This window comes from Colwellia sp. BRX9-1, from assembly GCF_014077195.1.
Classification (GTDB): Bacteria; Pseudomonadota; Gammaproteobacteria; order Enterobacterales; family Alteromonadaceae; genus Colwellia_A.
In genome coordinates, this window is record NZ_JACGVM010000003.1 from 248,743 (window position 1) to 271,685 (window position 22,943).

Consider the following 22,943-nt stretch of genomic DNA (forward strand, 5'->3'; position numbering starts at 1 on the left):
CTATCGGTATTTTTTAGCAAAAGCTGAGCTTAGCTTAAATTAATAATAAGAAACTTGTGTTGGGATTGTTAAAATACTTTTACCAAAACGCTTTAACCAATAATATATCGCCGCAAAAATGGCAATGACAATGATGATGCTAATTCCCGCTGACAACGGATTAGTAGCAAAGGTTGCCACTTGATAAGTAAATGTCGCCGCTAAATAAGCCAATGAAAAGCTCCATAAAGCCGCAAATCCAGCCCAACGACTGCCAACTTCACTCTTTATTGCGCCCATAGCTGCTGCACAAGGTGTATAAAGCAAAATAAATAACAAGTAACTAAATGCGCCAATTTTACCGGCAAATGCAGCCTGCATAACGGTGAATGTTCCTTCATTAACGCCTTGTTCTTCTGCGGCGGTATGTAAGTTGGTAACATCTCCGATATCAGTCCCTAAAGGATCATCAGCTTGAATACCTAATAAGTTTTCTTTTATTGAATCCGTCGCGTCAGTCCACAACTCAGCCATTGACTTTAATGCTTCTGGCTCTGCATTCACATCGGTATAGAGACTATTAAATGTAGCCACTAAAGCCTCTTTCGCAAACAAGCCGGTAATAATGCCAACACTTGCTTGCCAGTTATCTTCCTTAATACCCATAGGTGCAAGTAAAGGGGTAACAACCTGAGCACTTTTACTTAATACCGACTCTTGAGAGTCTTGATGACCAAACTGACCATCAGTACCTAATGAGTTAAAGAAGTTGAGTACACAAACCACTAAGACAATCGTTTTACCTGCCCCCAAAATAAAAGACCGAGTACGTTGCCAAACACGATGCACTAGATAAGAAAGCTTAGGTATTTCATAAAGCGGTAATTCCATAATATTGACAGAATTTTTGCCCATTAATACCGTGTGCTTTAATAAAAATCCAGTGAATAGTGCTGCCGCTATACCGATTAAGTACAATAAGAAAACTAAGTTTTGCCCAGAATCCGGGAAAAATGCCGCAGCAAATAAAGCATATACCGGTAAACGTGCCCCACACGACATAAACGGTGACATCATTATGGTGGTGATACGTTCACGCTCACTATCAAGAATTCGTGCCGACATTACAGCAGGAACCGTACAACCAAAACCAACAATTAAAGGGACAAAAGCTTTGCCGGGTAAACCAATTTTTTGCATAGCACTGTCAACCACAAACGCTGCACGCGCTAAGTAGCCACTGCTTTCTAAAATCGATAAACCAATGAATAAACAAGCGATGATTGGAATAAAAGTAGCGACCGTTTGAATACCTAAGCCAGCTCCTTCAATTAAGGTTAGCAACCACTGAGGTAAATCATAACTTGATAAAAATCTTTGCGGGTAATCGACAAAAATAGCGCCGGCTAAAATATCAAAAAAGTCGATAAAAGCGCTACCAACATTGATTGCAAACATAAACAATAAGTACATCATGCTAAGAAAAACGGGCACACCTAACCAAGGATGAAGGATAAAATGGTCAAGGCGGTCACTTAAACTTATTGCCGGTGCTTTTTTGGAAGCCGGTAGACCCTTTTTAACATCGATCAATAACTGCTGAATAAACTCGTAACGCGCCTGCATAATACTAATAGCATCGGTATTGGTTTGCTGACAGCCACCTTGATCATTACAAGCGCCACATTCAAGATCAATTAACACCTCAGTTGAGTTTTTGTCCGCGAGTTTATTGACAATATCTGCTGATAACATTAATTTCTTTGGACGTTCACTTGCTTTAGGTAATTCAAGTAAAGCCTGTTCAACTTGTTTTAAGGTATCTTTAGCTAAGCTGTTGGCAATAATAACTTTACAGCCAAGTTCTTTGGCTAAAATATTTATATCAACGGTTTGCGCTTCTTTTCGATCAGATTTATTGATAACCAATAATACCGGTAAACCGAGTTCAAGTAGCTGAGTCGTTAAATACAACTGACGCTTTAATTGCGTCGCATCGACGACATTAATTAAACAATCAATGTCGTTATTTTTAAGAAAATCTTGGGTAATAGTCAGGTCTTTACTTTGTTCAGTTCGAGTGGCGAGAGAACTAATGCCAGGTAAGTCTGAAAGTAAAACTTGCTCATTATTAAATGAGAAGCGCTGCTGTTTTGTCGCTACAGTGACGCCAGTCCAGTTTCCTGTTTGTTGTTTCGCGCCCGTTAGAGCATTAAAAAACGTGCTTTTTCCTGAATTGGCAAAGCCAACTAGAGCCAAATGTAAAGCTTGTGACATTAGACGATTTCTATACCTATTTGTTGAGCAATACTCGGTGCTAAGCAAATTTTAGTACCATGGAGATGAAAGGCAAGTGGCCCATTAAATGGTGCTTTATGGGCTAATGATATCTCAGTTTTTAACGCAAAACCCTGCTCGATTAACTTTGAAGTCAAATCGAAATTTGTTGGCAACGTGCGGATCACCGCTCGTTGGGTACGCCTCAATTGTGAAAGGGTCATAAACAACAACTCAAATAATAATGATTATCATTTGATTCTACTTTACTATTAACTTTTCAGCAAGCGTATATAACAGCGTAATTGATCTAAATCAGCTTAAATTAATCTACTAATAAATTTGATTTAAAATTTAATAGTTTAGCAAGCGTTCAATATAATCATATTAAAAATATAACTGGATTTATCTGCGCAGCTTACGTAAAAATAGCGAAAAGGTAAGAGAGGTATTGTTATTATGAAAATTAAATATTACCTAATGAAACATCGCTGACAAATCCAAATAGCTTGTCAGCGATTTACTATTTTAATGACAGTATGATTTATAGATTAAAAGCTATATGTCATTTCTGCCCATGCACTGGTACCTTCTTCAGGTAAACGGTCCATAAACGTTACATCACTGCCTTTGACTCGGTTATAGCCACCTAAGTGATTTTGATATTCTTTATTGAGTAGATTATCAACGCCAAAACGAAGCGTTAATTGATTATTGACGTAATATTGAGCGTCTACATTCATCACACCATAACCAGCACTTGTTTGTTCCTGATTCGTTAATGAAATATCTTTTTGTGCGGCGGCCATCACTAAAACCATATTTACAGACCAATTCTCACTAAAGTAATTGGCACTTAACTGACCATTCAATGGCGCAATACGATACAAGTTATCATTAATATCACGACGTTCGCCACGTACGTAACTGACCACGGCTGATAATTGTATTTGATCATTTATAGTGTAATAGCCATTTACATCAGCACCATAAAGCTTAGCATCTACATTAGTAAACTTTAGAGGGTTATCATCACCCGCCATCATTTGGGCCATCATTTTTGCTGACATATCCAACATACCTAAAGGAGTACCTTGAATATAGTCATCAATATTTTGATAGAAGAAATGAGGTGTGATCATAACTTTTTCAGTTTGGTAGGTAAAACCGACATCCGCTTGATAAGCTGTCTCACTGTTAAGATCCATATTACCCACATAAGTGTTACCGTCGGCCAGCCCACCCGTTGATTCCATCGGGGTCCAGAGATAAAGCTCTTGATATGAAGGCGCTCTATTTTTTAAACCTACGCCTATATATAATGATAAATCTTTCGATAATTGAGTTTCCGTGCTTAATGCGATATCTATATTGGTATCATTAACACTGTGATCACTGTTATTAAAGTTATCCCGTAAGTCTATGGCTAAATCAGCCATCGTTGGCATAGCTGAATTCATATTATCCATCATTGCAGAGCCCATCGGCATAATCATCATTGCCATAGATGTTGCCACTTGACCTGCATCTAATTCAGCTCTTTTTAAACGGACGCCTAACTGAACTTTGGTATTGTTAAAGGTTTGCTGCCATTGTGCAAATAGCCCAAAGCGATCATCTTTGACATCATTAAAGTTTACCACGGCAAACATCGAGTTATTTGGATTGGTGATCACAGAGTCATGCTTGGCTAAATAACCATCGAAGCCAAATTCTAACTCACCAAAAGTAAAAGATTTACCCAGCGAAAAATTAAAATTAGTTGTTATACCCGTAGCATTATTACGACGATGTTTTTCTGGATTATTATTCAATCGCTTTTCAAAGTTAGTCATACCATGATCGGCATCGGTGTAGCCTAACAACCAATCTGCTTGCCAATCGGCCCAGATAAAGTTACCGTCTAAACTTGCTCGGTGACTATAAATATATTCTATATCCATAGGTAATGCTGGCGTACCCGAATCTTGGGTATCTGTATAATGGTAGCTAAAACCTGTTTCACTACTCTCGCCAAAATAACGTAAATCAGTGCCAAATTGTCGTTTAGCAAAATCAGTTGGCGATATAATTTTACTATCGCCACTTTCCATATTCTCACCTTCTTGAACATTGCCATAAAAAAGCCCAGCAATATCACCTTTGGTAAGATTAACCACCGATGATAATGTTTGCGCTTCATTATTGCTTCGAACACCTGCTTGTAAATCACCATTTATCGCGAGTTTCTCGCTATTATTGGCTTCTGCTTTACGCATTTTTACATCAATAGCACCACCCAAGGTATTTATGCCGGCAGAAACCGGGGCGATACCACGATAGACAGTCATAGACTCAACAATTAATGGCGTAGAATAACTTAAGGGTGTGTCCATAGCATTAGGACCAGCGCCAATGACCGCTTGTCCATCAAGTGTGGTTGAAATTCGGTCGCCATATAGGCCACGATATTGTGCAATACCCGTTACCGGGCCATTACTGTTGACATTTGCACCAGGGACCGACTTTAACCAACTCGCTAAATCGGGCTCCGTAGTCTTCCCTTGGGCATAACTTTCATTATTTTCAATGCCGATATGGTGACGTTGATGAGTGATAGTGATCACTTCAATCTCATCGAGGTTAGCCGTTGAATCAAACGTATTATTAGCAAAAGCACTAATAGACAAAAGACTGCTAAAAACTAATGAAGAGCTTATTGCTAAAGCAATGGGTTTAATTGAAAACGTCATAGTTGTTTCACTTACTTGTTTGAGTATACCAAATAGAATTAATACTATTGTGTTAGCTATAATCAATAAAAACAAAGTAAAAACAGTGAACTGCGACATAATGTCGCAATAAAAAATGACTTACTTGACCTAAGTCAAACAAGACATTTTAGAAGAGTAATCGTTATTTAACTAAAAACCTTAGCTACAGAGCTGATTAACGTTAAAAGCAAAAAATGCACAACTAGCTTATTTTCAAAGCAGACTAATTTAACCTATTAACGGCAGTTACTTTAAGCAACATAATTGCTTTAAACCTAGACAATAGTTAATAACTTATTGTCTTAATTACGGCGCTCTGCATTTTTATCTCCTAAAGTTTTCATGATATCTCGCCAAGTTAATATGCCAACGGGAATGCTATTTTCATCAACAATAGGAATACATGACGTTTTAGTCTGATTGAAAATATCAATGGCATCAAAAACATTAGCGTTAGGCGTTAAGGTGACCAATTTGCGATTCAGTATTTGATGCGCTTTCTTGTTTAAGGTTGCTGTATCTCTTGGGAGCTCTGCGGCAGTGCCGATATTAGGACTCAGTGCTTTGAGAAGATCTCTGTCTGAAATAACCCCTGATAATTGTTTATTATCAACGACCAGTAAATGATGAAAATTAGCATGTTCAAAAATATTTTTTATCGTCAATAACGTATCGTCCAAAGAGACACTAACAAATGCTTTGGTCATGATGCTGGCTATTTTCATTACGCTACCTTTTATCCATTTTATTCTTAACTATACAATACATTAACAAACAACAAAGAGAATTTACTTTATTTGGGGATAATAGATGACAATTAACCTAACAATGGCACAATGAACTAAGACTCAAAATAAGGAATATAAATGAAAGGTTTAACTACCTTAATTTTATTGTGTGTTAGCACAATAAGTTATGCCACCGAACAAGCAGAAGAAATATTCAAACAACTTGCTCCGTCACTTTATCAAATAAGACTTATAGACATCGCCAGCGGTGAAAAGTCATCAATTGGCTCTGGTTTTCAAATTAGTGCCGACGGTTTAATTGCAACCAATTATCACGTTATTTCTGGCTATGCGCGTCATCCCAATAAGTACACGATTGAAATTTTTGATCACCAAGGTAAAAAAGCGCCACTTACTTTACAAAGTGTTGATGTTATCAATGATCTAGCCTTGGTAAAAAGAACGACTGATGGCGAAATGCCTTTCTTTAAAATTGCACAGCGTGTTCCCCAAAAAGGCGAAGAGCTTTATTCGTTAGGTAACCCGCACGATTTAGGCATGATAGTAGTACCCGGCACTTACAATGGTTTGAAGAATGAATCTTTTAACGACCGCATCCATTTTACCGGCTCAGTGAACTCTGGGATGAGTGGCGGACCTGTCGTTAATAAAAACTCTGAAGTCGTTGGGATAAATGTGGCGACTTCAGGTAATCAAATCGGATTTTTAGTACCACACGATAAACTGCTTAACTTATACAAGCGTTATAAAACAGGTAATTCTGAAAGTATTGCAGCACAAATGGCACAACAACTTGCCGATAATCAAGACAAGTTAATTACCACCTTGTTAAATAGCGAATGGCAGATGCGCCCTTTAGGAGAAGGTTTAATTCCCGTGGTTAATATTCCTTTTATTCGTTGTTGGGGAGAGTCAAACGCTGATAAGGCAGATGCTATTGTTCTAGCCGTGGTTGCTAATTGTTCTTTGGATGAAAACACTTACATCTCAAATGATTTTTTCACCGGCTCTATTGAAATGGAATATCGCTATATGCAAGCAAAAGAACTTAGTGACACTAAGTTTTATCAAATATTTGAGCGTCAATTAACGCAAGTCATGCCAGGAAACAAAGCGGGTAAAGATGATGTTACTGAGTTTCAATGTCAGCACGATATTGTTACACCATCAAACCAAGCGATTACCAACAAATCAGTTTTTTGTACCCGTGCCTACAAAGATTTCCCTAAATTATTTGACGTTTTATATATAGCTATTTCTGTTGATAAGGGCGACCAAGCCTTACTTAGCCACTTTACTGTCGCTGGCGTTACGCAAAATAGTGCACTCAAATTTACAGAGAAATTTATGGAGTCTATTTCATGGAAATAATCATAGAAGAAATTACTCGCGCCCATAAATTAATAGCTCGACATAAATTTATACAAAATCACATCAATATTGGTCGTGGTTATGATAATGATATTATTATGGCGGACCCACATATTTGTGCCCAACATCTTAGCCTTAATTTTAATGGTGAACATTGGCTGCTAAACGATGAAGGCTCTATTAACGGCAGCTTTTATGACGATGAGTTTTCAAAAACAAAATCAGCTGTCCATCAGCACATCGTTCGTTCTGGACAAGTCTTTATGATTGGCAAAAGTTTAGTACGCATTGTTTTTCCCGATCATCCCGTACCTGAAAGCATTAGTTTTAGCCCTTTTGAAAATATTTTAACCTTAACAAGACATCCGGTCTTTTTAGCCATAAATATTTTATTATTTGCCAGTGTTACCGGCTGGTTATTTAACCTTCACAACCCTGTAGAAGTCAATTTCACTCAGTTATTAGTACCGGCTATTGGCATGACTTTACTCTTTGGGCTTTGGCCTATTGGTGTTGCTTTGGTTTCTCATTTAACCAAGCATGATGCTAGATTTTGGGGACAATTAGGCATCTGCTTTGTCTTTTATAATTTAATGTGGCTAAGTGATTTTATTGAAAACATCACCAGCTTTAATGCTTCATCTCAGTCAATACTCAGCGTACTTGCCACTTTCTTACCTATTGTATTGGCATTTTGTTTATTCTGGCTAAATTGCCAAATTGGTTTTCATATGAGCACTCGACGCAGAACAGTAATAGCAAGTTGCATGACGCTGCTATTGTTTGGTGGTAGCTTCTTAATTCAGTTAAGTAAAAAACCTGAATTCAGTATCCGTCCCGCTTTTAATACCACGTTAATGGCGCCAAGTTATTTATTTACTCACAGCAATAATGTCCAAGGCTTTCTTGAGAGCAGTAAAACATTATTTAACGATGCGCAAGAAGCAGCACTTGAAGACAAATAAAGCGCCTTAATAAACAGAAAAAGCTAACGAGTTCGTTAGCTTTTTTGTTTGTTAGCCCAGAGAATAACGACTGAGTGATGACGACACATTAAGGTCGAGGAATAAAACCTACCGCATCATAAACTTTTGCTAATATTTTACTTGCTCTAGCTGATGCTTTTTCAGCGCCTGCTTTCATCACTGCATCTAAATAAGCCTGGTCCTCACGGATCTGATGATATCTTTGCTGAATAGGTTCTAATAAAGCAACCACAGCATTAGCAACGTCACCTTTTAAGTGCCCGTACATTTTATCTTCATATTGTGGTACTAACTGCTCAACGGTTTCACCTGTACAACAAGACAATAAAGACAGTAAATTTGATACACCTGGTTTTTCTTCAATATTGAAATAAATATTAGCTTCTTCATCAGAATCAGTCATGGCGCGTTTGATTTTTTTACTGATTTTTTTAGGGTCTTCTAATAAGCCAATAAAATTACCAGGATTAGCGTCTGATTTTGACATTTTCTTTGTTGGTTCAAGTAAGCTCATTACTCGCGCACCAAATTCAGGAATATAAGGGTCTGGCACAGTGAATGTGTCACCATGAAGATTATTAAAACGAGTCGCTATATCACGAGCTAATTCTAGATGCTGCTTTTGATCTTCACCAACCGGCACACGGTCAGCATTATAGAGAAGAATATCTGCTGCCATTAAGACTGGATAAGTAAATAAACCTGAATTCATATTTGCTTCAGACTTTTGTGACTTATCTTTGTATTGCGTCATTCTGTTCAATTCGCCCATTTGTGTGTAACAATTTAACACCCAACTAAGCTGAGCATGTTCAGGGACATGTGATTGAATAAAGATGGTACTCTTTTCTGGGTCAACGCCGCAGGCTAGATACAAGGCTAGGCCATCAAGCGTCGCCTTTCGCAAATCAGCGGGGTTTGGGCGAACAGTAATAGCATGTTGATCAACCAACATGTAATAGCACTCATGGCTATCTTGCATGCTAACCCATTGTTTTAACGCACCTAAATAATTACCAATGGTTAAATCACCTGATGGCTGACAGCCGCTTAATACGATAGGTTTACTCATGATTTCTCTTTATTTTATTTGATTTATTTGTTAATTAAACTATTGGCTAACTGTCGCTAATTCGCTGCGCATTTCATCAATCGCCAGCTTATAATCTGGCTTTGAGAAAATGGCTGACCCTGCAACGAACATGTCAGCGCCCGCCGCCGCTATCTCAGCAATATTGTCTGCTTTAACACCGCCATCAACCTGTAAACGAATATCACGTCCACTAGCGATGATGCGCTCTTTTACTAATCTCAACTTATCCAATGTGGTTGGAATAAACGATTGACCACCAAAGCCAGGATTAACTGACATCAACAAGATAACATCAAGTTTATCCATAACAAAATCTAAACAATTCAATGGTGTGGCCGGATTTAGTACCAGTCCCGCTTTACAGCCATGGTCTTTTATTAATTGCAGAGTACGATCAATATGATCACTTGCCTCTGGATGAAAAGTGATAATATCTGCGCCTGCTTTAGCAAAGCCTGGAATTAAACTATCAACCTGCTTGACCATTAAATGTACATCAATAGGTGCGGTAATACCGTAATCACGTAGCGACTGACAAATCATTGGGCCAAAAGTTAAGTTAGGCACAAAATGATTATCCATTACATCGAAGTGCACAACATCGGCACCCGCAGCTAAAACCTTAGCAACATCATCACCTAAACGTGCGAAATCAGCAGACAATATAGAAGGAGCAATTAAAAATGAAGACATAGATAAACCTTTTTAGAATATTGCGCAACATTATAACAACGACCTAAGGGAAAACTCTATAAATTCATGCGTCCAAGCGTTATTTAACTCAATGTTACCCAGCGATTGCTCTTTTAGTGTCGAATGCTCATGATTATTTCGTGCTCTGATTACTTTTTATAACCACGGCTTAACTATAACGTGAAAGACTGCCAAGAAAGACCACTCCATACCAGATAATACCAGTCGATATTTTATGCACTTTTTATGAGCGTTAACGATTTAATTGCACCAATAAAGATCATCTATTAGTGAGCGATCCTCATAATAAAAAAAACAACCTCACCAAGTCATTGAAATAACTATGTAAAATTTATTAATATTATTATGTCGCTCAGGCATCTACCTTGCAATGTATGGTTTAGCCCTAAAATATTAAATAAAAAACTACTACATAAAGAGACTATTATGAAAAAAACACTATTATCGATATCGCTCACATCTTTACTTGCCGCTACTTCATTATTATCAACACAAGCATCAGCTGTTGAAGGTTTATCTGCTAATGTTGCTGCTAGTAGTAACTATATATGGCGTGGTGTTAGCCAAACAGACAATGCTGCCGCTATTTCTGGTGGTATCGACTATGCTGACGATTCAGGCTTTTATGCTGGAGCTTGGGCTTCAAATGTCGATTTTGGTGATGATGCGAGTGCTGAACTAGATTTCTACTTAGGTTTTAGCGGCCAATTAAACGAAGATGTTAGTTATGATGTGGGTTATATTTATTATGCCTACCCTGACTCAGCCCAAACTGATAGTACTAACGAATATGATTTTGGCGAGATATATGGCTCTTTGGGCTATTCATATTTTTCACTTTCAGCAAGTTACGGAATTCATAACGACGACGGTGCTGCTTTTGCTGATGCCAGCTTATATATTGCAGCGGGAGCAGAGTTTGAAGTAGCTGATGGTTTAACCTTAGCTTTTCATCTTGGCGATTATTCTTTTGACGACGCCATGATCGCAGAAGATTATAACGATTACAGTGTTAGCTTAAGTAAAGATGGCTTTACCTTTGCGGTATCTGATACCGACATCGATAATGATGATATGAAGTTTGTCATTTCTTATTCGGTTGATATCGACTTATAAATAAAGATAAGCCAGTAATAATTTTACTGGCTTTTTAAAGATAGTTAAAGACAGTGCAAAAAAAATCTTCGCGTAGTACAATTATATTAGTGTTGATTTAAAAATAAACGGCGGCATAGCTAAGATATTTAAACCTAATTAATATATTTAGCGAAACCAAAAAGCCGATATTCATCACAATAACGATTTGCATCCATTAGTGAAATTTTACCTAATTAAATTAAATTTTAAGGATTTTACATGCAAATAATTATTTTTGATGATGCTGAACAAGTTGCAGAGCATGCAGCACAATGGGTCAGTGAATTAATCACTAAAAAAGCCAAACCTGTGCTCGGTCTTGCTACCGGTAGCACCCCGATTAGCCTCTATAAACATTTAGTTAATAAACATAAAAATGAAGGGCTAAGCTTTAGCCACGTCTCGTCATTTAATCTTGATGAATACCATAATATTAATGCTAATAATGCTCAAAGTTATCGGAGTTTTATGAAAGAGCATTTATTTGATAACGTAGACATAGCACAAACCAATACCTACCTACCAACGTGTAACCATAACCAAAACCCTCGTGAACAAGGGCTTAACTATGAAAACAAAATAAAATCATTGGGGGGTATCGACTTACAAATATTAGGTATTGGCGCTAATGGCCATATTGGTTTTAATGAACCGACTTCGAGCTTATCATCTCGTACCCGTATCAAAACATTAACCCAGCAAACACTGACAGATAATAGCCGCTTATTTAAAGACGGTGAAACACAACCAACGATGGCAATGACCATGGGTATTGGCACTATTATGGATGCTCGCTATGTATTATTAATGGCGACAGGAGAAAATAAAGCCCAAGCAGTAAATACAATGATCACCGGAGCTTTATCCGCTATGTGTCCGGCATCCGCATTACAGATGCATGAAAATGCAGTTATTTTGTTAGACAAAGCAGCTGCAAGCCAACTACAAGATCATCAGTATTACCTTTGGGCTGATCAGCAACACCGTAAAATCAACGAAACTTATGGTTTTTATCATAATTATTAACAAAGTGAATGCTTCAATAAAAGGTCCCTAATCTAGGGACCTTTGTTGAGGTGAGATTTAACTTAACTTTTGTAGTTTTTTGTCTCGGTACATTTTGCTGTCTGCTATCGAGATGAGTTGTTCTAAGCTCTTGGATTGTTGAGGAAATAACGCTAAACCGAATGAGAATCTCAATGATAATTTATGCTTTGCCACCTGGTAAACTTTCTCTTGCAGTTGCTGAAATCGATCGTTTATATTATATCTCGCAGTGACTAATGTTTGAGCTGTGTTTCCTTGCGCTAATAACAGCACAAATTCATCTCCGCCCCATCGACAACAAAAGTCATCGGCACGTAAAGTGTTTTTTAAGTTAACCGCGAAGGCTTTTAACAGTTCATCACCGATATTATGACCGTATGAATCATTAACGCGTTTAAAATCATCTAAGTCTATCATTACTAGACTGTAACAATCATTTCTGGTCAGTGTGGCAGAAAGTTTATCGAAATATGCCATTAAAGCGTATCGATTATCTAAGGTGGTTAGCGGATCATGGAAAGCTTGTTCCGTCAGTTTTTCATTGAGTACTTGAATATCGGTAATATCAGTTACTGTAACGGCTACAGAGTTAACTTGGTCTGAATGACTATCAAAAACAGGCTGATAAGCAACTTTGAGAAAGAGCATTTGTTTTTTATTTTCTGAATAAAACCAATCAGTATAAGTTCTCACCTTGCCTGAAAAACATAAATCGAGCTCTTTCTTAACCACTTTATTGAAAGCTTCTTCTCCTAAGACCGTTATAACATGTTGGTTAATAATGTCCGCTTTTTGCAAGCCCCATTTAAGGCTATATTGCTCATTAACTGACAAATAGTGATAGTTTTTATCAACTAAGGACAATAAATTATTCGAGTGGTCGACTAAATCAACAACAGATGAGTCCTGTAGTAATTCAGCACTATATTCAATAAGAAACAGAATCGGCTGTTTACTGATAATACTGACATACACCTCTATATTTTTTTGGATAAAACTAAAATGTGTTAAACATTTATCATTTGAGCCTAAAGGCATATTAGAAATGTTGAGAATGAATTCAGATAAACTAACCTTACTGTCACATAATGCAAAGAAGTCATCTCCCTCATTAATATGATATTTATGCTTGATGTGTTTACTACGACTAACTACAGTTCCTTGCTCATTAATAATTAAAGCGGGAAAGTTAACATAATTGAGTAAATCAGTGTTCAATGGAAAATCCTTTTTCTATTTTTATCAGTAAATTAGATAAATAATCTGTATATTAGACAAATATACAATTTAGCATAGACTAGCTATATTTTACTGTCAAAAATATATGTATTTTTTATAATTTATATCGTCTTTACCCTGTTATGTTAAACAGGTAATCATTGTTCATCGCCACCACGTTAGCGATCACCTTGAAATAAGTTGCTCGTTCGATAACGCTAAAACGTGTAGATAGTAATGATGAAATATATTTAGGATTGTTTTAGCGCGAAAAGTAAGCGACTATCAAGTGTCACCCAACAAAAGGATTATATGATGCCAACGGAAAACTTATCAAAAAAAACAAATTCTTCTGATAAAAGCAGTAGTTTTAAAACGACCGCTAAAAGCGTCGGCGCCGCTTTTTTTGGCGTACAAAGTAATAAAAACCGCGATAGAGATTTTAGTGAAGGAAAACTAAGCCACTTCATCATTGCTGCTGTAATAGGTGTAGCTATATTTATAGGCGTGTTGATCGCGGCAGTATCTTTAGTTTTACCTTAAGATAAGTGACTTAGAAGCTTACTTATAAAGTACCAGTAACTCTGCAACTTTATTACGTTTACTCGCCTTTTGGCTAATAGTGCGCGCTACTTGTATCGTTTTTTGCTTACTGGCATGCTCATATATTTTACGTGTCCAGATAGTGTCATGATTACTGATCAATACTGATATTTTATCTTGCTCAGTGACTTCTTCAGCAATATTGGCTAAATCAGCTTGCTCATCTAAACCAAAGCCATTACCAACATAACTGGTAAAACTAGCTGTTTTACTTAATGGTACATAAGGGGGATCACAGTAAATGACATCGCCACTTTTTGCCCTGGCAAAAGTTTCTCGGTAACCTTCACAAACAAAAGTGGCTTTCTTAGCTTTTTCCGCAAAATACAGCATTTCATTTTCAGGAAAATATGGACGTTTATATTTACCAAAGGGAACATTATAACCGCCCGATTTATTATATCGACATAAGCCATTATAACCATGACGGTTCATATAAAGAAATACCAGCGAACGAAAGTAGCTGTCACTACTGGCATTAAACTCTTTTCGTAACCGGTAATAAACTTCAGATTGATTATATTCAGGCGTAAAGTATATCGCTGAATCTTTGATAAATTTTTGTGGGTTTTCTTTAATAATATTATAGAGATTGATTAAGTCTTGATTTATATCATTTAACAAGTAATGGTCAAAATTACTGTTCAGAAATACTGAACCAGCACCGACAAAAGGTTCGACTAAACGCTCCCCTTTGGGTAACATTTTATTAATTACATCGCTGAGGCCGTATTTTCCGCCAGCCCACTTTAAAAATGCTCGATGCTTTTTGATCATTTAACCCATTTGCCTTACAACTCATTATTTAAGTGCTAGGCTTAAATAGACGTTTAAAATAGAAAACGAATTGTATCCTGATTAGCTTATTATTGGGAGTCTTGATAAGCATTGATTTCATTATTAATTGCTTGAAGTGACTTTACCCACGGCTGATAAACTTTAATACTACTTGGCAGTAACGTAACAGCCTTTTCTGCGGCCAAACGAGTCTCAAAAACCTCAGAGGTTATCATTAGCATAGGTTGTTGATTAAATAGTCGGTAGTAACTTTTAATCTTGAGACCGACAAAATCAGGTATAAACTCCTGATATACGGAAAGACGAGTAAAACCAGCAATTTGTATAACAAAGCCCGATGGTGCGCTTATATAGTAACTGGCTTGGGCGCCAACATCTTCAATCGAGTTTACTAGAATAGCGGCTTGCGTAATAAGGGGGGTCACTTTATTTTCTGACTTTTTAACGGATAAAGCCTCTATTACGGTTTTATCCGTTGATAAGGTAACAGAAGCTTTATTTTCAGTATCCCCTTTTTTATCAAGAAACGATGCAAAGCGCTTAACTTTATCGGTGGCTATTGGCTCTGTCGACTTAACGACGTCTTTTTCTGCGTTGACAATCGCTTGAACGATATCATTTGGCTCTGCCGGTAGACTAATTAGAACCTTTCCCCCTGGGTCCGGTGCGGTTAACGAAAGAAATATATCTTCACTCTTCGCTGGAGCACTCACATTTTTATTATTATAGGCTGAAATAATACTGGTCGAGTTTGCTGGTACCGCTTTTAATTTAAGCTGGGTGTTCGCACTAAAAACATCTTGTTGAAACAACCAATAACCTGTTGCCCCTAAGCAAATCACGAAACAGATAAAAATTAAGGTCCATTTCGTAAAACGGCTGAAGGTAAAAAGTGATGTCTTCACTTTGAATGCTTTGGAGTTAAGGGTTAATAACTGACCTGTTTCTCCAGATAAAACTGAGATTTTTTTATGGAATAGTGATTTATTTTGCGCCAATAAAAGTCCAGCTTTTGGCGTACCAAGCATAAGCACACTGATTGCATAATTGGCTTTTTTAGCTATGTCAGTTAATTGACATAGCTCATGTAAAATTTGTACGGAGAGAAACTGGGCGTGTTCGATGACAATATCAATGGTTTGCTTTTCTTGCTTAGATAAATTGATCAAGCTAACAGCTAAAGACTGCTCAGGATCAAATAGAGTGTCAGCGAAAAGTTGCTCAACAATACGACAGCGAATTTGAATATCGTTTAATTTAGGTGATATAGCGATAAAAGCAGCATTGTGATCATTACCCAAAGAGCCAAGAAACTGACTCGCTACTTGAGAATAAACATTGGCATCTTGGTCAACAACCAAAACGGCATGCTTTGAAAAGCGTAAAATATAATCAACGCGTGCGTTAGCACTAATGGTTGTTACACTTTGTGGAGCGTTATATTCTGTGGCATGTGCTTGTGCAGACATGTTTCACCTGTTCTGTATTAAAATTACAGAATTTGTTGAAGCATCTCCTCACTAATATCATCACGCATTTCTGATTGACCAATAGCGGTGGGTACGATTAAACGTAATACCCCTGCCAAATTCTTTTTGTCACGACGCATGTGACAAATAAATTCTTCAAAGCCCATACTTTCAGGCGCTGTTAATGGTAAATCAAACGCGGCAATTAATGTTTCTATACGACGAAGATCTGACGCTTCAAGCAAATTCATTGCTACTGATAACTTAGAGGCAAGTACCATGCCAGTAGCGACAGCTTCACCATGAAGCCAGTTACCGTAACCTTGATCGGCTTCGATAGCATGACCAAAGGTATGGCCTAAATTCAATAATGCCCTTACGCCTGATTCGGTCTCATCAGCGGCAACAATATCTGCCTTGCATTGGCAGCAAGTTTTAACCATTTCAATCAGTGTGTTTTTATCTGCTGATTTTATTTTTTCAATATTGCTTTCTAACCAAGCAAAAAAATCACTATCACCTAAGATACCGTATTTAATCACCTCAGCCATGCCCGCATTGAATTCGCGGATAGGTAAAGTGCTAAGGCTATCAATATCAATAAGAACAGCTTTTGGCTGGTAGAAAGCGCCAATCATGTTTTTACCTAAAGGATGATTAACCGCTGTTTTACCACCGACAGAAGAGTCGACTTGTGAAAGTAATGTGGTTGGAACTTGAATAAAGTTGATTCCGCGTTGGTAACATGCGGCTGCAAAGCCAGTAATATCACCAATAACACCGCCGCCTAAAGCAATTAATGTCGAATCTCGCCCATGACCATTTGCCAATAAATGTGACATGATCACATCAAAGTTTGCAAGTGACTTTTGAGCTTCGCCATCAGGTAATATTATTTCGTCAATGTCGAAAGCGCTTAGTTTTGCTTTTAAAGTAGCAAGATATAACGGCTTAACAATATTATTAGAAACGATACATACTCGTTTACCACGAATATGCTGAGTAAGCAGACTATTATTAGTTAATAGTCCGCTATCAATATAGATGGGGTAACTGCGTGTACCGAGTTCAACATTTAGCGTTGTCATTTTTAGGTCTTTTTTTGAGTGCCTAGCCGCTTTTAGAAATCTAAGCGCTCAACAATTTTATGGGCAACAACTTTAGCACTTTGATCATCTGTTTTTACAATAACGTCAGCAATTTCTTCATATAAAGGATTGCGTTCTATTGCTAGATTCTCAAGTACTGTGCGTGGTTCTTCAGAGGTTTGCAACAATGGACGTTTACGATCACGCTGCGTACGAGCCACTTGCTTGTCTATAGTTGTTTCTAAGTAGACAACTATGCCTCGTGCCGATAAGCGATTACGTACTTGTGTACTTATCACTGAACCACCACCAGTCGCTAAAACAATACCTTGTTTTTCACTTAGGTCTTCAATTACACCTTCTTCTCTTTTGCGAAAGCCTTCTTCGCCTTCAAGATCAAAAACCCATGCGATGTCTGCACCTGTTCGGCGCTCTATTTCCTGATCAGAGTCAAAAAACTCAAGATGTAGCCTATCAGCTAATTCTCTACCAATTGTGCTTTTACCAGCGCCCATAGGGCCGATAAGGAAAATATTACGTTTTTCTGCCATTAGATTAACTTCAGCTCGTATAAATAATTACGTTTACAAATATGAGGGAACCCCCTCCGAAAATTTTGAGGGCGTAATTATCGCAATTGTTCGGTGTACATTGCAAGTTAACTAAGACGAAAATAAAATGAAATTACTCAGTAACTCACAAAGTTGTTTAAAAACGCTCAGTTACGATGCGTGGTGTCACAAAAATTAATAATTCTTTTTTCTCATTAAAGTTGTTGCTATTTCTAAATAGCCAACCAAAATAGGGAATGTCGCCTAAAACAGGTACTTTTGATACTGTACTGATAATTGCTTGTTGATAAATTCCGCCAAGAACAATCGTTTCGCCATTATTAACTAGCACTTGTGTACCTATTCGCTGAGTATCAATTGCGGGTGCTTGGCCACTTTGTACATCAGAGACGGTATCTTGAGTAACAACTAAATCAAGAATAATACGATCGTCTGGGGTAATGTGTGGTGTTACCGTTAAACTAAGCACAGCTTTTTTAAATTGGGTTGATGTCGCGCCACTTGATGATGCTTCTTGATAGGGAATTTCGACCCCCTGTTCAATATACGCTTGTTTTTGATTTGCCGTAGTAATTCTTGGGCTTGCGATAATTTCACCCTTGTTTTCTTTCTCCATCGCGCTCAACTCAAGATCCAATATAGTACCATCGGCTAATCGCGCCACTTGAAAAGCAATACTACCTGCTGGGTTTGCTACGGGTAAGTTAACATTTAATCGGTCAGCTAAATTAGGTACCAGCCCACTTGCCGCAGAATTAGCCCCCTCTAAGGAGCCAGAGCCCGCATATTCCCCGTCAGTATCAGTAACCCCCCAGCGTATACCTAACTCTTCATTAATGCTGTCTTTCACTGTGACCATACGCGCTTCTATAATCACTTGTCGTACAGGAATATCTAAAACATTGACCATACGCTTTATATCTTCGATACTTTTCGCCGTATCACGAATTAATAAGGTATTCGTTCTCTCGTCAACACTGACACTGCCACGTGTTGACAAAATACTGTTGTCATCATTTTTAATTAAGTTAGCAAAGTCGGTTGCCTTAGCATAATTTACTTGTACATATTCAGAGTAGAGTGGCGCAAGCTCAGCGACTTGCTGTTTAGCTTGTAAATCACGTGCTTCACGGGCAGAAAGTTCGTCGCTCGGAGCAACCATTAAAATGTTGCCTTCCATACGCTTATCTAAGCCTTTAACTTTTAATATAATATCAAGGGCCTGATCCCATGGCACGCCGTCTAAACGCAAAGTCACATTTCCAGAGACGCTATCGCTGGTCACTAAGTTAAAGCCATTGTAATCAGCAATAATTTGTAAAACGGTACGAACAGGAATGTCTTGAAAATTTAAAGAAATAGCGCGACCACTAAAATCACCATCTTCTTCTAAGTAACCGGGCGCCTTATCATTTTTAACAACGGTTAATGAAAAAACATTATTAATCTGTTGATGCTTAAAAGTAAAATCACTATTGATATCGACAATAAACTTGGCATTACGTCCCTCTCTAAAGGTTTCGATGCCAGTAACTAACGTACCAAAGTCGGTAACATCTAATTTATAAAGTAAATCGTCAATAATTTGGGTGTTATGGAATTCGATATACAGCTTGCCGAGTTTGTCTGTCACATCAACAGCAACCATACTGTCATCAAGGTAAACCAGTATTTGTGCTTCATTGTTTTCACCATTACGAAAATCTATCGAATCAATGTTGTTAATAAAGGTATTACCTAATGGATTGACCTGGGTAATCGGCGAGTCGCCCACACCTTTATTGAGAATTAATGAGAAGAACTTACCATTTTGCTTAATATCAAAAACTGACAGTTGATCTAAGTGAACCGTAGCAACCACTTTTCCTGCTAATTTTTGCACGCTAACATGACTAACACCGGCATGTTCAACAATGGTTTTTAATAACTTTTCATTAAACTCATTCGCATCAAAGGTAATGCTAATTTGAGCAGGATTCATCGCCGTTTTCATCACGGGTGGATTAACAATGGTTTCGGTGAGTTCAAACTGCAACTCTATTTCATCGTTCTGTAAAGTATTATATTTAATACCGATTAGATCACTAGACCATGCCGAAAAAGCCAAAGAATAGAGCATCACTGCGGTGATAACACTTCGCGTTACCGTTAATGTAACTGACTGATTAGTTTTTATTTTATTAAATAGCAACATTACTTCCCTTGCCCCTCTGTACCTGACTTGACCATTTTAAGTGTCGTCTCACGTTCGACCCAACAACCAGCGCCATCAGCAATTAATTCTCTAACTTTAACATCAAATGGATTCACCATTGTAATGCGACCATGATTCAACCCTAAATAACTTCCAACAGCAACTCGATGTAAGGTTGCATCAGAGGCCTCAACAAGTGCCCAAATAATCTCTTGTTCTCCTAAAGTTCCTCGCATTGATAAATTGCTGAGCGGATACTTTTCCAAGGGCTGCTTACGGCGACGAGGATCTGGACTCAAACATCCTGACATCTGTTGAATTTTCTGTTGGATTGCTTCAACTTCTGGTTTATCAAATGGACTTCGTAACCCTTGCGCTGAATAGTCAAAATGACCAAACTTTGAAATTACCGGCATAGGTTTAATAACATTAGGTGTATTTGCCTGCACTGTCGCTATATGGGTTCGTAAATCACTGGTATCATCAAAGCAACCACTGACACTGATAACAAGCGCAATAAATAAGACTGACTTTTTCATTTTTCTTCAGCCTCTCGATAACGATAAGTTTTTGCTTGTAGTTTTAAACCCAGCAAACCATTTTCCATATTGTTAATGTCGACATCAAAGTCATGCAAAGTAACAATTCGAGGTAACCCAGCAATTTTACTGACAAAGTTACCAAACTCATGATAAGAACCAACCACTTCAATATCAATAGGAAGTTCAATATAAATTTCACGGGTTATTTCTGGCTGCCAATTAAGCTTAACAAATTTCAGCCCACTTGTTGTCCCAACAAAAGTTATATCATCAAGTAAGCCAGGGGTTTCATGACTTTCAGGCAAACTTCTTAATTGATTGGCAAATAAGGCCTCTGCCTCTTTCATTTGCTGCTCAAATAACTCTAAATTGGCAGCAACATGGTATTTTATTTGATATTGGCTTTTTAGTGTAACTTCTTCCGCCGCGTAATTATCGAGTGTTGTTATTTTATCACTGATTAATAAAAAATAACCTAACACCAAAACCACGATAGCGATAAAAACGGCTAATGTTATTTTGGCAGCTTTTGGCCATTGCCCAACGTTATCAGCCTCTAAACCTTCAAATTGTTCAAAGAATTGAGTTAAATCTATGTTCATGATTTACCTCCGTTAGTGATGACTTTTCCGTCATCTCCACTATTTAATAAGCCTTTAATACGCACCCGCATTTTAAAGTCACTCAATAATTTGTTTTTTGCTTCATTGGTCGTAATAGATTCTAAAATTGCATCGGTAAATAACACCGAGCGCTCTATTTCACGGATCATATTCGCTAAATGATTATTCGATTCACTTTTGCCAACGATGTTAATACTGTTGCCCTGTTTTTCAAGACGGGTCAAATAAACACCTGTTGGCACTATTTTAGCTATTTCATCAAAAACTTGGGTACCCACATTTCGGCTGCGCTGAAGTTGTTCAACCACTTGAGTTCTTTTTTGTAATTCTTTTTTCTTTTCGTTTAAGTTTTTAATTTTTATAATACGGGCGTCTAGAAGAGCAATTTCTGTTTTTAAAAACTGATTACGTGAATTTTGACCATCAATACGCATTTGGTAAAATTGACTAATAATAAAAACCAGTGCGAAGGCGATTACGGCAACAATAGTAAGTAGGGTAAAATACTCACGTTGTTTGGCTTTTTCGGCTTCTTCGCGCCATGGGAGTAGATTTATAAATGCCATGAAACAAAGCTCCTCAATGCTAAACCTGCTGCTACCATATATTGAGCGGCGGTTTTATCTAACACATCTTTATCTACACTGTCGGCAACTGTCATCGATTTAAAAGGATTGGCAATAATAGTATGGATACCTAATTCTTCAGTTAACAAGGCTTCAAGACCTTCAACATTAGCACTACCACCTGAAACAATAATATAATCTACTTTCTTTTTCCCACTAGAGGTTAAGAACATTTGTATTGCACGGCGAATTTGCTGTGTAAAAATGGTGTGAAACGGTCCTAAAACTTCAAAGGTATAATTAGGCGGCAAGTCATTCGTTATTTTGGCATGCTCGGCTTCTTCAAAGGTTTGATTATAATATGAAACAATTGATCGAGTGTATTGTTCGCCGCCAAAGAGTTGATCCCGGCTATAAATATGTGCGCCAGCATCAGTCACCGAAAACAAGGTCATCACCGCGCCCACATCAACTATAGCAACCGTTTTGTCTTTAGCATCATCGGGTAATTGCGATAAACTTAAATCGTAGGCTCGACTCACGGCATATGACTCAACATCAATAACCTTAGTTTGAAATCCTCCCAATTCTAAAGCCGCAACTCTCGCTTCTACTGATTCGGTTCGAGCAGCACTTAATAAAACATTAACCTTGGTTGGGTCTGATTCATTAATGTCCAGTTTTTCAAAATCTAAACTAACCTCATCTAAAGGGTAAGGAATTAAACTATCGGCTTCAATTTCAATTTGACTGGCGAGCTCGTGCTCAGACAAATTAACGTCCATATAGATAACTTTAGTAATAACGGTTTGTCCAGAAACGGCTGCTGCAGCTTGATTGACTGAAGAGGTAATTTCTTTTCTGATTTTAGTAACAACTTTGCCAACGGCATCAATGTCTTGGATTTCTCGGTCAATAATAGCGCCACGGGGCATAACTTCTGTTGCTAATGCTTCCAGCACATACCCTTCATCGTCTTGACTTAACAAAACCGCTTTTATTGCATGAGAACCAATATCAATACCAACTATTAAAGATGTATTCTTTTTAAAAAGACTGCTGAGCATAACATCCTACTAATATGAGTAAATTCACTAATAACGACACAATTTAAATAAATAAATTTAAATAAACATTATTGCATTGCTTTATATTAGGCATAAA

General features: G+C 37.6%; 21 protein-coding genes. 5 read left to right on the top strand and 16 right to left on the bottom strand.

Annotated elements, in window-relative coordinates:
- Window positions 1-39: 39 nt before the first annotated feature.
- The 4 genes from feoB to H4J76_RS05505 all read right to left on the bottom strand — a co-directional run bounded on the left by feoB (window position 40) and on the right by H4J76_RS05505 (window position 5,734).
- Window positions 40-2,256, bottom strand: coding sequence for a ferrous iron transport protein B (gene feoB, locus H4J76_RS05490; protein ID WP_182213833.1), 2,217 nt, complete (start codon window positions 2,254-2,256; stop codon window positions 40-42).
- On the bottom strand, window positions 2,256-2,480 hold the full coding sequence (locus H4J76_RS05495; protein ID WP_182213834.1) for a FeoA family protein: 225 nt from the start codon (window positions 2,478-2,480) through the stop codon (window positions 2,256-2,258). Before H4J76_RS05495 ends, feoB begins: the two co-directional genes overlap by 1 nt.
- Before the next feature lie 327 nt (window positions 2,481-2,807).
- Window positions 2,808-4,988 (bottom strand): TonB-dependent receptor, encoded by a 2,181-nt coding sequence (locus tag H4J76_RS05500; protein ID WP_182213836.1) that lies wholly within the window; start codon window positions 4,986-4,988, stop codon window positions 2,808-2,810.
- Between the two features lie 323 nt (window positions 4,989-5,311).
- The gene (locus H4J76_RS05505) at window positions 5,312-5,734 is read right to left on the bottom strand and encodes a CBS domain-containing protein (RefSeq protein WP_182213838.1); all 423 of its coding nucleotides are present in this window, start codon (window positions 5,732-5,734) and stop codon (window positions 5,312-5,314) included.
- 141 nt (window positions 5,735-5,875) lie between these two features.
- Between H4J76_RS05505 and H4J76_RS05510 the strand changes: the two genes are divergently transcribed.
- Both H4J76_RS05510 and H4J76_RS05515 read left to right on the top strand, forming a co-directional pair.
- Entirely contained in the window at window positions 5,876-7,129 is a 1,254-nt protein-coding gene (locus H4J76_RS05510) for a serine protease (RefSeq protein WP_182213839.1), read from the top strand.
- Window positions 7,120-8,094 carry an FHA domain-containing protein gene (locus H4J76_RS05515; RefSeq protein ID WP_182213841.1) on the top strand — a complete coding sequence of 325 codons (975 nt, stop codon included), beginning with the start codon at window positions 7,120-7,122 and terminating at the stop codon, window positions 8,092-8,094. Before H4J76_RS05510 ends, H4J76_RS05515 begins: the two co-directional genes overlap by 10 nt.
- An 88-nt stretch (window positions 8,095-8,182) precedes the next feature.
- Here H4J76_RS05515 and trpS read toward each other — a convergent pair whose 3' ends face one another.
- Both trpS and rpe read right to left on the bottom strand, forming a co-directional pair.
- A complete protein-coding gene (gene trpS / locus H4J76_RS05520) occupies window positions 8,183-9,187 on the bottom strand; it encodes a tryptophan--tRNA ligase (protein WP_182213843.1) in 1,005 nt (334 codons plus the stop codon).
- Between the two features lie 39 nt (window positions 9,188-9,226).
- The gene (gene rpe / locus H4J76_RS05525) at window positions 9,227-9,901 is read right to left on the bottom strand and encodes a ribulose-phosphate 3-epimerase (protein ID WP_182213845.1); all 675 of its coding nucleotides are present in this window, start codon (window positions 9,899-9,901) and stop codon (window positions 9,227-9,229) included.
- A gap of 447 nt (window positions 9,902-10,348) precedes the next feature.
- On the opposite strand from rpe, the gene H4J76_RS05530 reads away from it, so the two are divergent.
- Window positions 10,349-11,038, top strand: coding sequence for a TorF family putative porin (locus H4J76_RS05530; RefSeq protein ID WP_182213846.1), 690 nt, complete (start codon window positions 10,349-10,351; stop codon window positions 11,036-11,038).
- A gap of 240 nt (window positions 11,039-11,278) precedes the next feature.
- Complete coding sequence (nagB, locus tag H4J76_RS05535) at window positions 11,279-12,085, top strand: glucosamine-6-phosphate deaminase (RefSeq protein WP_182213848.1); 807 nt, start codon at window positions 11,279-11,281, stop codon at window positions 12,083-12,085.
- Between the two features lie 57 nt (window positions 12,086-12,142).
- Here nagB and H4J76_RS05540 read toward each other — a convergent pair whose 3' ends face one another.
- Window positions 12,143-13,324 carry a GGDEF domain-containing protein gene (locus tag H4J76_RS05540; RefSeq protein ID WP_182213850.1) on the bottom strand — a complete coding sequence of 394 codons (1,182 nt, stop codon included), beginning with the start codon at window positions 13,322-13,324 and terminating at the stop codon, window positions 12,143-12,145.
- A 312-nt stretch (window positions 13,325-13,636) separates the two neighbouring features.
- Here H4J76_RS05540 and H4J76_RS05545 point away from each other — a divergent pair, with 312 nt between their 5' ends.
- Window positions 13,637-13,867, top strand: coding sequence for a DUF2970 domain-containing protein (locus tag H4J76_RS05545; protein ID WP_259368901.1), 231 nt, complete (start codon window positions 13,637-13,639; stop codon window positions 13,865-13,867).
- 18 nt (window positions 13,868-13,885) lie between these two features.
- Here the strand turns inward: H4J76_RS05545 and H4J76_RS05550 are convergent, their stop codons facing one another.
- The 9 genes from H4J76_RS05550 to H4J76_RS05590 form a co-directional block, all read right to left on the bottom strand.
- The gene (locus H4J76_RS05550; protein WP_220463144.1) at window positions 13,886-14,704 is read right to left on the bottom strand and encodes a Dam family site-specific DNA-(adenine-N6)-methyltransferase; all 819 of its coding nucleotides are present in this window, start codon (window positions 14,702-14,704) and stop codon (window positions 13,886-13,888) included.
- 89 nt (window positions 14,705-14,793) lie between these two features.
- Window positions 14,794-16,194 (bottom strand): SPOR domain-containing protein, encoded by a 1,401-nt coding sequence (locus tag H4J76_RS05555; RefSeq protein WP_182213852.1) that lies wholly within the window; start codon window positions 16,192-16,194, stop codon window positions 14,794-14,796.
- 23 nt (window positions 16,195-16,217) lie between these two features.
- The gene (gene aroB / locus H4J76_RS05560; protein ID WP_182230231.1) at window positions 16,218-17,282 is read right to left on the bottom strand and encodes a 3-dehydroquinate synthase; all 1,065 of its coding nucleotides are present in this window, start codon (window positions 17,280-17,282) and stop codon (window positions 16,218-16,220) included.
- A gap of 32 nt (window positions 17,283-17,314) precedes the next feature.
- A complete protein-coding gene (gene aroK, locus H4J76_RS05565) occupies window positions 17,315-17,833 on the bottom strand; it encodes a shikimate kinase AroK (protein ID WP_070375650.1) in 519 nt (172 codons plus the stop codon).
- A 157-nt stretch (window positions 17,834-17,990) separates the two neighbouring features.
- A complete protein-coding gene (locus H4J76_RS05570; protein WP_182213855.1) occupies window positions 17,991-20,048 on the bottom strand; it encodes a type IV pilus secretin PilQ in 2,058 nt (685 codons plus the stop codon).
- Entirely contained in the window at window positions 20,048-20,587 is a 540-nt protein-coding gene (locus H4J76_RS05575; protein ID WP_070375648.1) for a pilus assembly protein PilP, read from the bottom strand. The genes H4J76_RS05570 and H4J76_RS05575 overlap by 1 nt, the downstream gene beginning before the upstream one ends.
- Window positions 20,584-21,192 (bottom strand): type 4a pilus biogenesis protein PilO, encoded by a 609-nt coding sequence (locus H4J76_RS05580; RefSeq protein ID WP_182213857.1) that lies wholly within the window; start codon window positions 21,190-21,192, stop codon window positions 20,584-20,586. The genes H4J76_RS05575 and H4J76_RS05580 overlap by 4 nt, the downstream gene beginning before the upstream one ends.
- Window positions 21,189-21,779 (bottom strand): PilN domain-containing protein, encoded by a 591-nt coding sequence (locus H4J76_RS05585; protein ID WP_070375646.1) that lies wholly within the window; start codon window positions 21,777-21,779, stop codon window positions 21,189-21,191. The genes H4J76_RS05580 and H4J76_RS05585 overlap by 4 nt, the downstream gene beginning before the upstream one ends.
- A complete protein-coding gene (locus H4J76_RS05590; protein WP_182213859.1) occupies window positions 21,767-22,846 on the bottom strand; it encodes a pilus assembly protein PilM in 1,080 nt (359 codons plus the stop codon). Before H4J76_RS05590 ends, H4J76_RS05585 begins: the two co-directional genes overlap by 13 nt.
- Window positions 22,847-22,943 lie beyond the last annotated feature (97 nt).

Excerpts from the sequence above, each read along its gene's own strand:
- feoB (WP_182213833.1), bottom strand. The coding sequence starts at position 2,256 with ATGTCACAAGCTTTACATTTGGCTCTAGTTGGCTTTGCCAATTCAGGA.
- H4J76_RS05495 (WP_182213834.1), bottom strand. The coding sequence starts at position 2,480 with ATGACCCTTTCACAATTGAGGCGTACCCAACGAGCGGTGATCCGCACG.
- H4J76_RS05500 (WP_182213836.1), bottom strand. The coding sequence starts at position 4,988 with ATGACGTTTTCAATTAAACCCATTGCTTTAGCAATAAGCTCTTCATTA.
- H4J76_RS05505 (WP_182213838.1), bottom strand. The coding sequence starts at position 5,734 with ATGAAAATAGCCAGCATCATGACCAAAGCATTTGTTAGTGTCTCTTTG.
- H4J76_RS05510 (WP_182213839.1), top strand. The coding sequence starts at position 5,876 with ATGAAAGGTTTAACTACCTTAATTTTATTGTGTGTTAGCACAATAAGT.
- H4J76_RS05515 (WP_182213841.1), top strand. The coding sequence starts at position 7,120 with ATGGAAATAATCATAGAAGAAATTACTCGCGCCCATAAATTAATAGCT.
- trpS (WP_182213843.1), bottom strand. The coding sequence starts at position 9,187 with ATGAGTAAACCTATCGTATTAAGCGGCTGTCAGCCATCAGGTGATTTA.
- rpe (WP_182213845.1), bottom strand. The coding sequence starts at position 9,901 with ATGTCTTCATTTTTAATTGCTCCTTCTATATTGTCTGCTGATTTCGCA.
- H4J76_RS05530 (WP_182213846.1), top strand. The coding sequence starts at position 10,349 with ATGAAAAAAACACTATTATCGATATCGCTCACATCTTTACTTGCCGCT.
- nagB (WP_182213848.1), top strand. The coding sequence starts at position 11,279 with ATGCAAATAATTATTTTTGATGATGCTGAACAAGTTGCAGAGCATGCA.
- H4J76_RS05545 (WP_259368901.1), top strand. The coding sequence starts at position 13,637 with ATGATGCCAACGGAAAACTTATCAAAAAAAACAAATTCTTCTGATAAA.
- H4J76_RS05550 (WP_220463144.1), bottom strand. The coding sequence starts at position 14,704 with ATGATCAAAAAGCATCGAGCATTTTTAAAGTGGGCTGGCGGAAAATAC.
- H4J76_RS05555 (WP_182213852.1), bottom strand. The coding sequence starts at position 16,194 with ATGTCTGCACAAGCACATGCCACAGAATATAACGCTCCACAAAGTGTA.
- aroB (WP_182230231.1), bottom strand. The coding sequence starts at position 17,282 with ATGACAACGCTAAATGTTGAACTCGGTACACGCAGTTACCCCATCTAT.
- aroK (WP_070375650.1), bottom strand. The coding sequence starts at position 17,833 with ATGGCAGAAAAACGTAATATTTTCCTTATCGGCCCTATGGGCGCTGGT.
- H4J76_RS05570 (WP_182213855.1), bottom strand. The coding sequence starts at position 20,048 with ATGTTGCTATTTAATAAAATAAAAACTAATCAGTCAGTTACATTAACG.
- H4J76_RS05575 (WP_070375648.1), bottom strand. The coding sequence starts at position 20,587 with ATGAAAAAGTCAGTCTTATTTATTGCGCTTGTTATCAGTGTCAGTGGT.
- H4J76_RS05580 (WP_182213857.1), bottom strand. The coding sequence starts at position 21,192 with ATGAACATAGATTTAACTCAATTCTTTGAACAATTTGAAGGTTTAGAG.
- H4J76_RS05585 (WP_070375646.1), bottom strand. The coding sequence starts at position 21,779 with ATGGCATTTATAAATCTACTCCCATGGCGCGAAGAAGCCGAAAAAGCC.
- H4J76_RS05590 (WP_182213859.1), bottom strand. The coding sequence starts at position 22,846 with ATGCTCAGCAGTCTTTTTAAAAAGAATACATCTTTAATAGTTGGTATT.